The sequence below is a fragment of the Brevibacterium sp. ACRRH genome (genome assembly GCF_022346365.1).
In the GTDB taxonomy this organism is placed as follows: Bacteria; Actinomycetota; Actinomycetes; order Actinomycetales; family Brevibacteriaceae; genus Brevibacterium; species Brevibacterium paucivorans.
Map to the genome: position 1 here is coordinate 219,458 of NZ_JAKRMN010000003.1, position 13,221 is coordinate 232,678.

Here is a 13,221-nt window from a genome sequence, read left to right on the forward strand (position 1 = left end):
CGTTTTACGCGTCTACAGCCTGCAGAATTCCAGGTGCGATGAAGCCCACCGCGTCGATGAACGTGTGCGCCCACACATAAGGCATCACGGTTCCGCGGGTGGATCGTGGGCCAAAGAAGAACAGGTATCCAAAAAGCAGGCCCATTAGCACGTTGCCCACAAAGGGTCCGATCCCCTGGTACAGGTGATAGGAACCTCGGAACAGTGCCAGGCTAATAATTGCCACCCAAGGGCCCACACGCATTTTCTGTAGACGGTCGGTTGCGTAGCCCAGAAGCAGGACCTCTTCTAATACCCCGTTCTTGATGGCGTGCAGGATGAGCACGGGAACGGTCCACCAGTACGCGCCTAAGTTGCTGGGCTTGATCTCTGCTGTGATCCCCAGGGTGCGGCCCAGGAAGTAGACACCCAGAGTGCCCACCCCGATCACCACAAACAGGCCCGCACCCCACAGGGTTTGAGCCAGCCAGTCGCGTGAACTGCCGGGCCACCCCATGCGCGCCCGCAGTGACGGGGTGGATGGGGCGGTGTCCCGGTCGCGGTTCATGAGCCACAACGCAAAGACCACCGGCACCACCGCAAACCCGATTCCTAGTAGCTGGTACACCAGGTCAAAGAACGGGCGGGTGGACTCCGAAGTGTTGAGTTTGGCCTGTGCGTCAGAGATGGGACCTCGGGTGGTGATGTCGACTAACCGCACAATCGCGTAGATCGCGGACTGTCCCAGTGAGACAGCCGCGATCAGCGCGAGTTCAGTTCCCCAGCGGGAACGGTCAGCTTTCACTACGTGCTTCGGCCTTGTCGATCACGCTGGACCGGGCCATTTCCTTGATGATCTTCTTTTCGCGTCGACGTTCCTTGAAGCCTTCGATCAGCTGGTACAGCACGGGCACCAGGATCAGAGTCAGCAGGGTTGAGCTCACAAGTCCACCGATCACCACAATGGCCAGTGGCTTGGAGATGAACACGCCTCCACCGCCGGTGAGACCAAGTGCCATCGGAATCAGCGCGAAGATCGTTGCGGCTGCGGTCATGATGATGGGTCGGTACCTCAATCGAGCACCGTTGATAACCGCGGTACGCAGGTCCACACCGTGGGCACGGAAGTGGTTGATGAGGTCGATCAGCACGATCGCGTTAGTGACTACTACACCGATCAGCATGAGCAGACCAATCAACGAGGCCAGTCCCAGTGGGGTGTCTGTCAGCAGCAGGAGTCCAATTGATCCGGTGGCGGCAAATGGGATCGACACCAGAAGGATGAGTGGCTGGATCAGACTCTTAAACGTGGCGACCAGGATCACGAACACGATCAGGATCGCGGCCAGCATGGCCAGACCCATCTGTTTGAACGCATCGGCCTGTTCGGCACCCACTCCAGACGTGTCCTGCGTGACGCCACTAGGCAGTTCGGTTTCGTCGACTTTTTGGTTGACGTTTTGAACAACCTGACCCAGGTTATCGCCCGAAGGTGTGACGCTTACTTGTGCGGATCGCAGTCCACCAGAGTGGCGAATCACTGGAGCAGTTTTAACTTCTTCGACCTTTGCGATCTTGGACAGTTTGATCTTCTTGTTTTCCGTCGTTGGCGTTCCAGGCATTCCCGGAACTGGAGAAGCCTGAACCGTCTGCTCCGTGTATGGAATCTTGAGGTCTTCCAACTTCTTGACGGTGTCGGCGGATCCGTCGATCAGTTTCACGCTTCGTGTTGACGAGTCGATGATGAGGTCACCGATGTCCTGACCTTCCACTGCGCGCTGTACGAATTCGCCTACTTGAGCTTCGGTTAGGCCCTTTTCTTGAGCCTTCTTCGCATCGACAGTGACCTGAACAATCGGCTGCACGGCTTGCAGGTCGTTGGTGACGGTTTGCACGCCGTCGACGTCCTTAAGCTCTTCCGTCAGTTTCTTGACACCGTCTTCCAGAGCTTTCGAGTCGTTCGAGGTGAGTGTCAGGTTGATCGAGTCCCCACCGGGTCCTGCGTCGGAGGACCTGACTTCGAGTTCGCCTACACCGTCAAGTTCGTCGAAGCGCTTTTGGATGTCGGCAGATACCTCCGAGGTGTTTGCCCCCGTTTCGAGGTTGATGAAGTAGTCTCCAGAAAGTCCGCCTCCGTCACTACCGAACGACAGACCTGCGTCACCGATGGAGAACTGGTAGGACTCCACACCAGGCGTCTTCGAAAGCACTTCTTCGACTCTTTCTGCCTGTTTGCCGGCTTCCTCTAGACCAACGCCGGGCTCAAAGGTCTGCTGAGCTTGAACGGTGTCTTCACCGGTGTCACCCAAGAATTCGGTCTTGAGCAGCGGAGTCATGGCTAAGGTTCCAACGAGCAGGACCACACTGACCACAATCGTGATAACAGGGTGACGGGTAGCCCAACCCACTATGGGTGTGTAGGTCTTCTGGAGGCGAGTCACAGGTGACTTGAGGCCGGCAAGTTCGTCGACCTCGGCGGCGGAACCTTCATCTTCACCCAGCACTGAGGCAGCGGTCTTGCCAACCATTGGCATCTCCGAGGTGGCCCTGCGCGGCCCGGTTCCCCCGGCGCGCGCACGCTTGCGGCCTTCTTTGCGTTCCTGCTTCCACTGCTTGAGGTTTTCCTTGCGCAGGGAACGGATTTCCTTCTTGTCCGAGCGGGTGAGCTTGACGCGAGATTCACGCGCACGCAGGAACCAGTACGCCAGCACCGGAACGATGGTGAGCGACACCAGCAGCGAGGACAAGAGCGCGATCGAGGTGGTGAGGGCGAATGGGCGGAACAGCTCACCTGTCTGTCCTGTGATGAACGCGAGCGGAATGAACACCGCGACCGTGGTCAGGGTGGACGAGGTGATGGCGCCGGCGACCTCGGATACGGCGGCGTAGATGTTCGCGAACTTTGTACCACCCAAGGTTTGGCGACGGCGGATAGATTCAATGACCACGATCGAGTCATCCACAACACGACCGATCGACATGGTCAGTGCTGCCAGCGTGAGCATGTTCAGCGAGTAGCCGGTGCGCCAGATCGCGATCATGGTGACCAGCAAGGACAGCGGAATGGAGATCGCTGTAATTGCGGTTGCGCGGAATGACAGCAGGAACACCAGGATGACCAGGACGGCGAAGATCAGGCCCAGGCCACCTTCGCGCACCAGGTCTTCGATGGACTGGTTGATGAACGGCGACTGGTCGAAGACCGTGGTGAACTCGACATTGTTGCCGATCTTCGTTTCCAGCTCAGGCAAAGCGTCTTGAACGCCTTCAGCCACGTCTACCGTGTTGGCGTCCGGTTTCTTGAGCACTTGAAGCGTCAGAGCGTCTTTACCGTTTGATCGAGAGATCGACGTGGTGGGTTCGTCCTTGAGTTCAATGTCGGCGACATCGCGGACCTTGATGGGCTTTGGCTTGCCGTTCATTTCACCCGTGACGTAGAGGTTCTTAATGTCTTCAACGCTGGTGAGACGCTTTCCCACTTCAACGGGCGCGGCGCCGTTCGATGCCTTGAGCTCACCGGCAGAAACCGGAACACCATTGGTTTTGAGGATCTGGGCGAGTTCATCCAGCTGAACGCCCTTGTCTTTCATCTGTTTTGACTTGACGCGGATCTCAACTTGTTTTTGCTTTTGGCCCGAAACGGAGGCGTCGCGAACACCGTCAATCTTCTTGATCTCTGGGACAGCGATGTCCTCGAGGTCCTTCGACAGCTTTTCAACGTCGTCACCGGACACGGACATGACGAGGACTGGGAAGTCATCAACTGACCCGGCGACCACGGTGGGGGTCACGCCGTCGGGAAGTTCGCTTTCGACTTGCGAAACGGCACGCTGGAGCTCGCGAACGACGTCGTCCGAGGAGGTACCGTACTTCGTTTCGACCGTGATCTGGCTGTTTCCCGTGGACGATGACGAGGACACCTCGTCCACCGACTGCACGCCAGCCAGAGCGGACTCCAGAGGGTCCGTCACTTCCCGTTCGACCGCCTCGGGGGCGGCGCCAGGGTACTGACTGAGCACAAGCGCCTGCGGCACGTTAAAGGAAGGGAAAAGTTCCTTCTTGAGACTGAACGTGGCGATGGTTCCAAAGATGATGGCGACGACAGTGACAAGCGCAATGAGCGAGCGGTTTCGCAAGCTCAGTCTCACAAGATGTTTCACAAGTTCCTCTTTCAGATCTGGGCTTCAGCTCAATCCTATGTTTGGGGCGGGCGTCACATGGTGCGGTTTTCCCCACACTTCACATCAGGTTGTCTGCATTTCTGCGCTACCGCTTGTTGCGGGACGGCTTGTTCATGGGTTCGGGCGTACACAGCCACACCACACTTGCCAGTAGACAGAACGCGCCGGCAACGGCGAATGCCACCGCGTAGGACACGTTCTGGGCGAGTGCAGCGGTGGCGATTGGGCCCACGATCGAGCCGAAGTCCATGGCCATTTGGAAACGTGAAAGCACTTTTCCAGAGGGGCGCTCACTGCCGACGACATCGGCAATTGCGGCTTGCTGCGCGGGCATAATGAGTCCTGCGCCCATACCGGCAACGGTAGACAAGGCAAGGAACATGGGCAGGTTGGGCCAGACTCCTAAGAGCAGGGTGGCAATTCCCATGACAGCGAAACCGGCGGATACAAATGGGACGCGGCCGTAGGTGTCGGCGAATCGGGACGAGGCGTTGATGGCGATTGCGTTGCCCAGTGCGAAGAATGTGAGAGCCAGCCCGGCGGCTTCGGGGCCCACCTTGAGAACGCTCAGGGCGAACAGCGGGTAGATCGCGACGCGGATCCCCATGGCCGACCACCCGGACACTGTGGCACCAAGGAGGGCGGCACGGTAGGCCGGCACCTGCCACGCTTCACGCACGCGCATGGGCGCCAGGGTGGCACTGGAGGTGTCACGCTGGGAGGTGTCGCCTGGGGATACGGTGGCGCGCACCTCGGCGCGGGCAACCCGGGTGGAGCTTGCCAGCTTCACGTGGACGACGGCGGCGGCAATCACCAGTCCGGTGCCATAAATGATGAAGGGAACCTTGAGCCCAAATCCGGCAAGCAGACCACCCACGATGGGCCCGGCGATGTTGCCGATAAGGAATGAGGTGGCGTAGAGGCCGGTGGCTCGGGCGCGGGCGTGAGGTGGGGCGAGTTTCACGATGATAGCCATGGCCGACACCGTGAACATGGTGGAGCCCAAGCCACCTAGGCCACGGAAGATGAGGAGTTGCCAGTAGGTCTGGGCGAACGCTACGGCGTAGGTTGATGCGGCCACGATGAGCAGGCCGGTGACGTAGATGGGGCGTTCGCCCAGGCGGTTTACTAGGGAGCCGCCTGCTGGGGCGGACACTAAGCGGAAGAATGCGAACGCGCTGACAACAACCGCGGCGGCGGTTTCGCCAACGTTGAACGAGCTTGCGAACTGCGGCAAGACCGGCGCGATGATTCCGTAACCAATAGCCACGATGAACGCGGCGATGACCATGACCCAGATGTCGGCTGGGATGGCGGTTTTGGGTTGCTTTTGTGTCATTGGATCCAGTCTGCCCACTGTTGGCGTGCCTGCGCCAGTTTGGGGTCGATGACGAATGAGCAGTACCCGTTGCTGGGGTTACGACTATAGAAGTCCTGGTGCATGTAGTCTGCGGGGAAGAACGTGCTCAGTGGTTCGAGTGTGGTCACGATTGGGCGGTCGTAGAACTGCTGGGCCTGGTCGATGGCGTGCTGGAAGCGTTCCTTTTGGTCCCGGTCCTGGTAGAACATGGCGGACCGGTACTGGGTGCCCACGTCGTGGCCTTGGCGGTTGAGGCTGGTGGGGTCGTGGGTGGTGAAGAACATGCCAAGGATGACGTGTTCGGGAATGATGTCTGGGTCGTAGGTGACAGCGACGGCTTCAGCGTGACCGGTGGTACCAGCGCAGACTTGGCGGTAGGTGGGGTTGTCCACGTGGCCACCGGTGTACCCGGACACCGCGTCGATGACGCCACGTGCGCGGCGCACCACGGCGTCGAAGCACCAGAAACACCCGTTCGCCAAGGTGATGGTGCGGTAATGATCGTGGGTCACTGGGCGGTCTCCTCTTCGAACTCGCTGATGAACTCAACTGCGCCGGCGCGGTATGCGGTAATCCACTCGGACAGCGTAGGCGACTCTTCGTCAAATTCAGCAAGCTGCAACTCGGATGCGTAGCCTTCGCGCACCTCAAGGTTCAGGCGGTGTTCAACACCGTTGAAAGTAGCGCGGGCGTAAACGGGGTAAGTGTGTGTTCGCGGGGTAATCAAGCTGACGTCTGCATCTGCTGGAAGTGTGAGTTCAAGGTAACAGTCGTCGAGGAAGTTTGAAAAGTCCTGGTCCGACGGGACATAGATGGTCGCACGCAAGACCTGGACCTGAGTGGCAAGCGCCTGGGCCGCACCCGGAGTGAGGTTGAGTTCAGGGTGCGCAAAACCGGTGAGAAAGTCGCGGAGGTCACTGGGCAAGTCACGTTCGTAGCCCTCGCCAGCGACCGCCATCCATTCGAAGTCGCTTTCTTGCCGTTCATCCCACGCCGAAAACGCTCGCAAGGCGATGAACGCTGCCAGGCCGGTTGCCACCTCGGGAGCGGGGATACCCCACGCGCGCAGGCGCCGGTCCACAGCCTTGTCAACGCGGTCGGAGAGCCCCCAGGTGGCGTAGGTGAGGGCGGCCGTGGCTGCGCCAAGACCTGCGATGGTGCCAGCGGAGGTGCGGCAGATGTCCCGGGTGTTGAGCACGTAACCGGCTGCCACGAGCCCTGTAGCCAGTGACGTGCCTAGCCGCAGCGCGGGCTGGTATTTGGCGGGCACGTGATGTGAGCGGACCGCGGACAGCCCCGCGTTGGCGATGTCGAGGACGCGGTCAAGTGCGCGCGACGGCGGAACGTCGTCGGGAATGTATGTGGTCATGGAGTGTCCTTGAGTTTGTGGGGCGGCGTGGAGGGCTGGCGGGCTGGTGGTTTACAGGGCCGGTGGGGCGGGCAGTTCGAAGCCCAGAGCGGCAGCTGCCTGTTGTGTGGTGGGTTGGTTCCACCAGCGCGCGACTTGTTCGTCGGTGGCCAGGGAGCGCATTTCGGCTTTGTCCAGGTAGAGGATGCCGTCGAGGTGGTCGGTTTCGTGTGCGATGATGCGCGCGGCCCAGCCGGTGATGTCCTTGGTGATGGTGGCGCCTTCGTGGTCGTGTGCGGTCAGGGCGATGGTGCGCGGGCGCGCCACGACGGCTTGGTAGCCGGGGATGGAGAGGCACCCTTCGTAGAAGGCGACGAGTTGGTCGGTGGCGGGCTTGTAGGTGGGGTTGATGAGTGCGGTGAATGGCAGGGGTGTGCGTTCGCGGGCTGTCGCATGTTCGGCCGAGGTGGTGCCCGGGTCTTCGCACACGGCGAGTCTGAGGCTGATGCCGATTTGTGGGGCAGCGAGTCCCACGCCGGGGGCTGCGAGCATGGTGGTGCGCATGGCGGTGAGCAGTTCCAGCAGGGTCGCGTCGTCGATCTGGCCGTCAAAGCGCGCGGTGGTGGTGCGCAAAACGGGGTCACCTGCGGTGACGATGGGGATGACGCCGTCGTTGTTCGCAGCCGCGGTTAGGGCCCGGTCGACTTGTTCGCGGATGGTCTGCGCCGAGATCTCGTTGCCATGGCTTCCGTCATTGGAGCGTGGCTGAGTCATGGAAGTATTCACGGGTGTAACTCTACTTGTGTTGAGCAAAGAACGTTTGAGACGCTGGGGAAGCATGGCTACTGAATATATGGAACCACGCGTTTCTTTTGCCGCGCACGTGGCATGAGCCATCTTTCGTTTTTGAAGAAGTACCAAAGACGATCTACTCCCCACCTCTGTGGGGATACGGGCGCCTACTTTCAAGGCGCCCGTTCGCATTTCGTTTCCGGTTCAAGTCATGCGGTAACCTCGAACTAAATTATTTTTTAACTCTTTAGTGTTTGACGAAGTCCAATATCAATGTTTGGTGTACGATGATTCTAAACATCCCGGAAACGAAGCAACCGGAGGCAGATGTGGCACTATCCCCTACGAGTCCAGCGCTTTTGCTTTGGGCTAAGACCTTCAATAGTGCTGACCCGTCATTCGCACACCTGCGCGAGTCTCTTTGGCTTTCGGTTCCACAGCATTTGCGTGACAGCGCAGATGTAGGTATGACCCTTTCTGCTTCTTGGATTCCGGAGTCAGTACGTGAGCGCCTTTGCCGGAAAAACCGACTCACTCAAAAACAACTTACGTCCCTGATCGGATTTCTCACGGGAACGCATGATGCCGGTAAAGCGACAAAAACGTTTACGGATCAAATTGCGGACGTCCCCGAACTGGAGTGGTTGGCGAATCAAGCTCGGCGCGCTATGTCACACGACAGTTTCACCCCTTTTGTGAACCCTGCCTTTAAACCGCCACACAGTTTGGCCTCTGACGCCATTCTCAGACGAGAGCTCGCCCGCATATTCCCTGAGGCTGAGTACACAGCGATCTGCACTCTCACCTCGGCGGCTGGCGCTCATCATGGCCGCCCCAGCGAACTACCCATGCATGACGGCCCATTAGGTGGTGAACGTCTAACTACCGTTAACCAGTACCTTGACCGTCATGGCCCCGTATGGGCACACGCATGGAGCGAACTCGTCGAGGACATCCTCGAACGCACACAGGCAACTTCGGCGCTTGCACAGGTTCTGAACCAAGGCGGTCTAGACATCACCGACCAGATGCTTTTGGCCGGGCTCGTAAGCATTGCAGACTGGATCGCGTCGAACCAAGAACTGTTCGAACTTACCGAAAGTGGGCGCCACACATCCGACCAGTCACGCGCAAGCGATGCTTTGGAACAGCTTGCTCTTACACCTCCGTGGAGAGCAAAACGCGACGCCGTGCCACCATTTGAACGACGGTTTGGGTGGCCCCAAGGCTCTCATCTGCGTGAGTGTCAGCAGGTCGCAGTTGAAGCAGCTATGGAACAAACGGGGCCCACTCTATTCATCATTTGCGACGAAATGGGGCGAGGGAAGACTGAGGCCGCGCTACTCGCAGCCGAAATTTCAGCGGGGCATACGGGCGCAGGTGGAACTGCCTTCGCTTTGCCTAGCCAAGTGACCTCAAATGCAATGTTGCCCCGCATTACTCACTGGGTGGAGTCGCTGGATCAAGAGTCACCACATTCTCTTCGCCTCATGCACTCAAACGCGCATTTGAGTCCTGAGTTTGAGTCGCTCATCCATCGCACACGTGCGATTAGTGACGGGACCGACCATGATGAAGTGATTGCCCATCAATGGTTCAGCGGGCGTAAAGGGCTACTTTCTGAATTTACTGTTTCGACGGTAGATCAAGTCCTCATGCTGGCGCTCCAAAGCAGGTACGTCGCGCTCAGGCATTTTGGACTTGCGGGGAAAATCGTCATCATTGACGAGGTTCACTCGTATGACCACTACACCCGCTCGTACCTGGAGAAAACCCTCACATGGCTCGCAGCTCACGGAACCAGCGTCATCTTGTTGTCTGCGACCCTCGCGTCGTCGGTTCAGTCTGAATTTGAGAAAGCTTATACGGAGGGAGTCGAGCAGAAAAAGCCCACGCAGGGCAAGCGGGTGAAACGAAAGGTTGAACTGCCCCAACCGACTGAAACGTTCACTTTCCCATCAGTTTCCGTCACCTCACAGGCTGGCACAAAACGTATGCCCGTCGAGGCTGAAAAGAAGTCCAGAGAGGTACGCCTGACGACTCTTGAAGACTCATTGGAGGATTTGCAGTCCGCGCTTTCCACCCGGCTAAGGGACGGAGGGGTTGTGGGAGTTGTATGCAACACCGTCTCTAGGGCACAACAAGCGTTCTCTGCGCTCAGGAAGGAATACGGCGAAGATGTCGTATTGCTTCATTCGCAACTTACCATCGCCGAAAGATCGAGCCTTGAACGCCAACTTGTAAACGACCTCGGTAAAAATGGGCGCAGGCAACCTTCTGACGCACAAACTCAACGGCCTTTCCGGCGCCTTGTGGTTGGCACACAGGTGTTAGAGCAGTCTCTTGACGTCGACTTCGACCTGCTAGTTTCAGACTTCGCGCCGGTTGACCTGTTGGCCCAACGTGCTGGACGACTCCATCGTCATGGGAGACCTGCGCACGACCGGCCCCTGACCTTGCGAGAACCCGAAATGCTAGTGCGAGGACTCGACCGCGATGGAATTTCGTCTGCCACCGTTCCAGAATTCGAATCAGGTGCACAGAAAATTTATGGGCAGTACTTGCTCCTCGCCACAGCTGCTGTTCTGCGTACTCACGTTAACGGTTCCCCTTGGTGCATTAGGCACGACCTTTATCCGAAAATTGAAGCCGTCTATACGCATACACCAGACATTCCAGAAGTGTGGGCCACTCGTTTTGAAGAGGCCAAGAAAGCCTACGACCACGATAAGAAGGAAGCACGAGTACGCGCGGAAAAGTTTCAGATGCCGACTCCGCGGAAAGCTGGAGCTGATCTGACACAAGCGCTTGGCTCTGCTAGCAAGCTCGATGCTGATCGAGATCAACGTAAAGCCGTCGCAAGTGTGCGCGATATCCAGCCTACGCTGGAAGCAATCCTGCTTTGGGAAAACGACGGATACATTTACCCGTTGCCATGGCTACTCGACAACGAAACAGAACTGGTGCCACTAAGCGAAACCCAACTGCCACCTCGGAAAATTTCCCGTCTGCTCGCCGAATCAGTAGTCAAGATTCCGCACTGGCTAGTGCCCGAGTGGTCTATTGATCCTGCGATTGACGAATTAGAGGCACAAGGCGTTGCCGCGTGGCAAGACGATTTTCGTCTGAGAGGCCAGCTATTGCTGCGCGTCGGACATGATTTCAGCGGACAACTCTTGGGCCGAAACTTCTTTTATCTACCTGCTACTGGATTCGTCCAACCTGATCACGTTAATGAGTTTGATTTTGTAACGCGAGCACCCGAAGGAGATTTCTATGACGAACACCTCGACTATCCCTACGACTGCGGAGGCGATCTTTCATGAAACCGACATTTAACCTGCTGGATGAGCCATGGATAAAAGTGAGAACCCTGCACGGAGACGCCGAGGTCGTGGGCCTCAAAGAATTATTTAAGAGGTGGGACAAGCTCGCGACGTTCGACGGAGAGACGCCGACTCAAAACGTCGCTATTTTCCGTCTTCTCATGACCATCTGTATTCAGACGATCCGGCAGTTCGACGCATGGGCAGACCTTTCCGAAAAAGAACTGTGGGAGGCGGTCTCCGACGACGCCGAAATGGGTGACGAAGTTTGCGCGTACCTAGAGGAACACCGAGACAGGTTCTGGCTGATTTCGCCAGTCACCCCGTTCTTCCAAGTGGCTGATCTCCACACGAAAAAGGGCGAGTACAAGTCAGCAGCAGAGCTCGTGCCCGACGCTGGTCCTTCTCTTTTTTCCACTCAAACACGCGAAACCGCCAACCAGCTCCCCCTTGATTTAGCAGCACGTTTGTTAGTGCACCGACAAGCTTATGACTTTTCTGGAATCAAGACAGGCGTCGAAGGCGACCCACGGATTAAGGGTGGAAAAGGTTACCCAATTGGCCCCGGATGGGCAGGGAATCTAGGTCATACCGTACTTACCGGAGCTACGCTCAAAGACCTTTTACTTCTCAACCTGCCAGTTAGGGCAATTTTCCCCGATGGCACATCCGCGATTGCGCAAGATTTAGCACCGTGGGAAAGAGAACCAGATACTGCACACCCGCGCACATTGGCGGACTTCACTGAGCCTAACGGGGTTGTAGATATTCTCACGTGGCAACAGCGTCGCATTCGCCTCTTTCTGTCGGCAGACGGCACCACAGTGAATGAGGTACTCATCGCAAATGGTGACCGTATTAATCCACAAAACTGCTTTGGTGAGCCCTACTCCGCCCAGCGTTACTCAAAAGCAAAGTCGAAAAAGGGCGTCGATGTCTACTTTGCGCGAGACCTGGACCCCGACTTAACAGTATGGCGAGGCGTACAAGCGACTTTGATGAGCGGTGGGCAACAGCAGAATGACAAAGTGGCGCCTGCGGTTGAACAGTTGAGAGGCGAGGTTGGAGCTGCGATAGGTGAGGCATATGCCGGCAAACTCGTGGGACTGTGGCTAGTGGGGATGACGTATGGCGCGCAACAGTCTTCGTTCGCAGATGAAATCTCAGAAACGCTTCCTATCCATCTGGGATTGCTCACACACGACGGACAGCGTCTGCGTCAAAGTGCTCTTGAAGCGATCGACATCGTTTTCAAACTTCGTGGCAATTTGCGGTGGTTCTACCGCGGTTTAGAGCACAGTTTAGGTGGCTCTTCTGACCACGACTTCGAAGCTCCTCTAGGGGCGTGGATGTCCCGACTAGAAGCTGAGTTCACGCACTGGCTTTCGACCCTCAACCTTGGTTTTGACGCCGAAGAAGCACTCAAACGATGGCTTGAAATTGTTAGAACAGTGACGCTTGAAACAGTCCGAGCCGCAGTTGAAGCAGCCGGACCTAGAGCAGCTATTGGAGTAGTTATTACCGATGAAAACGGTAACGAAACACTTCACAATGCCGCACGGTACGAACTGTGGATTCGCGCAAGAATCCGAGAGCTTACACAAGTTGAAAAACCTCTAACACAAAAGAATGAGGACTGATGAGAATGCAGCACCAAGATAAAGATGACTCATTGCAGTCACGTGTCAGCGAACAGATCTACAAGCTACAGGCGCAATACCTGGCAGGAGTCCCCAGCGCACGCGGTGCGCTTGCAGAACTTCGCAAAGCCGTAGACGAAGAACCGGGTATCAATCCACACGTCTGGTTTATGACTATGGAAGCTGTACCAGAGCGGTGGACCGGAACATCTGACAAACCCAACTACAGCGAACTGGCAGCTTTCACCGCGTTAACACTTTATGCCGTGCATCAACGTGGAAAGAACACTCCCATGCACGTGCCAGGAATACCGTTCGCAAAGGCCACGGGACAGCTTGTTCGTCAGCGGACGGCATCCATGAAGAGGCGGTTTGATGCCGTTCTCACAGCCACAACATTTGATGCTCAGCGCTATCACCTTCGCTCGCTCGTCGGCCTTCTCAGTACTGACGGCATCGGTTTCGATTATGGGCGATTCGCAAACGACCTCGTACACCTACAGCGCACAGACAGTCGGCCCGGTATACAGCGCGAATGGGGGCGACAGTTCTACCAGTCCTACGCTTTTACTCCAAAGAACGAATCTAAGTAACA

At 57.2% G+C, this 13,221-nt stretch carries 9 protein-coding genes; 3 read left to right on the forward strand and 6 right to left on the reverse strand.

The window, feature by feature from the left end; genetic code table 11:
* Positions 1-4: 4 nt before the first annotated feature.
* From MHX53_RS04655 to MHX53_RS04680, 6 genes are all read right to left on the reverse strand, one after another.
* Positions 5-784 carry a CPBP family intramembrane glutamic endopeptidase gene (locus tag MHX53_RS04655; protein WP_239271415.1) on the reverse strand — a complete coding sequence of 260 codons (780 nt, stop codon included), beginning with the start codon at positions 782-784 and terminating at the stop codon, positions 5-7.
* Complete coding sequence (locus tag MHX53_RS04660) at positions 774-4,139, reverse strand: efflux RND transporter permease subunit (RefSeq protein WP_239271416.1); 3,366 nt, start codon at positions 4,137-4,139, stop codon at positions 774-776. The genes MHX53_RS04655 and MHX53_RS04660 overlap by 11 nt, the downstream gene beginning before the upstream one ends.
* Before the next feature lie 106 nt (positions 4,140-4,245).
* Positions 4,246-5,499, reverse strand: a complete 1,254-nt coding sequence (locus MHX53_RS04665; protein WP_204515456.1) for an MFS transporter — start codon at positions 5,497-5,499, stop codon at positions 4,246-4,248.
* Complete coding sequence (msrA, locus tag MHX53_RS04670; protein ID WP_204515455.1) at positions 5,496-6,032, reverse strand: peptide-methionine (S)-S-oxide reductase MsrA; 537 nt, start codon at positions 6,030-6,032, stop codon at positions 5,496-5,498. Before msrA ends, MHX53_RS04665 begins: the two co-directional genes overlap by 4 nt.
* A complete protein-coding gene (locus MHX53_RS04675) occupies positions 6,029-6,889 on the reverse strand; it encodes a hypothetical protein (protein ID WP_204515454.1) in 861 nt (286 codons plus the stop codon). Before MHX53_RS04675 ends, msrA begins: the two co-directional genes overlap by 4 nt.
* A gap of 51 nt (positions 6,890-6,940) precedes the next feature.
* Positions 6,941-7,654 carry a peptide deformylase gene (locus tag MHX53_RS04680; protein ID WP_204515453.1) on the reverse strand — a complete coding sequence of 238 codons (714 nt, stop codon included), beginning with the start codon at positions 7,652-7,654 and terminating at the stop codon, positions 6,941-6,943.
* Between the two features lie 293 nt (positions 7,655-7,947).
* On the opposite strand from MHX53_RS04680, the gene cas3 reads away from it, so the two are divergent.
* The 3 genes from cas3 to casB are packed head-to-tail and all read left to right on the forward strand — an operon-like array spanning position 7,948 to position 13,219.
* Positions 7,948-10,986 carry a CRISPR-associated helicase Cas3' gene (cas3, locus tag MHX53_RS04685; protein ID WP_239271417.1) on the forward strand — a complete coding sequence of 1,013 codons (3,039 nt, stop codon included), beginning with the start codon at positions 7,948-7,950 and terminating at the stop codon, positions 10,984-10,986.
* Positions 10,983-12,626 carry a type I-E CRISPR-associated protein Cse1/CasA gene (gene casA, locus MHX53_RS04690; RefSeq protein ID WP_204515451.1) on the forward strand — a complete coding sequence of 548 codons (1,644 nt, stop codon included), beginning with the start codon at positions 10,983-10,985 and terminating at the stop codon, positions 12,624-12,626. The genes cas3 and casA overlap by 4 nt, the downstream gene beginning before the upstream one ends.
* Positions 12,626-13,219, forward strand: a complete 594-nt coding sequence (gene casB / locus MHX53_RS04695) for a type I-E CRISPR-associated protein Cse2/CasB (protein WP_204515450.1) — start codon at positions 12,626-12,628, stop codon at positions 13,217-13,219. The genes casA and casB overlap by 1 nt, the downstream gene beginning before the upstream one ends.
* Positions 13,220-13,221 lie beyond the last annotated feature (2 nt).

Coding starts and splice junctions, on each gene's coding strand:
- MHX53_RS04665 (WP_204515456.1), bottom strand. CDS start 5,499: ATGACACAAAAGCAACCCAAAACCGCCATCCCAGCCGACATCTGGGTC.
- MHX53_RS04675 (WP_204515454.1), bottom strand. CDS start 6,889: ATGACCACATACATTCCCGACGACGTTCCGCCGTCGCGCGCACTTGAC.
- cas3 (WP_239271417.1), top strand. CDS start 7,948: ATGATTCTAAACATCCCGGAAACGAAGCAACCGGAGGCAGATGTGGCA.
- casA (WP_204515451.1), top strand. CDS start 10,983: ATGAAACCGACATTTAACCTGCTGGATGAGCCATGGATAAAAGTGAGA.
- casB (WP_204515450.1), top strand. CDS start 12,626: ATGAGAATGCAGCACCAAGATAAAGATGACTCATTGCAGTCACGTGTC.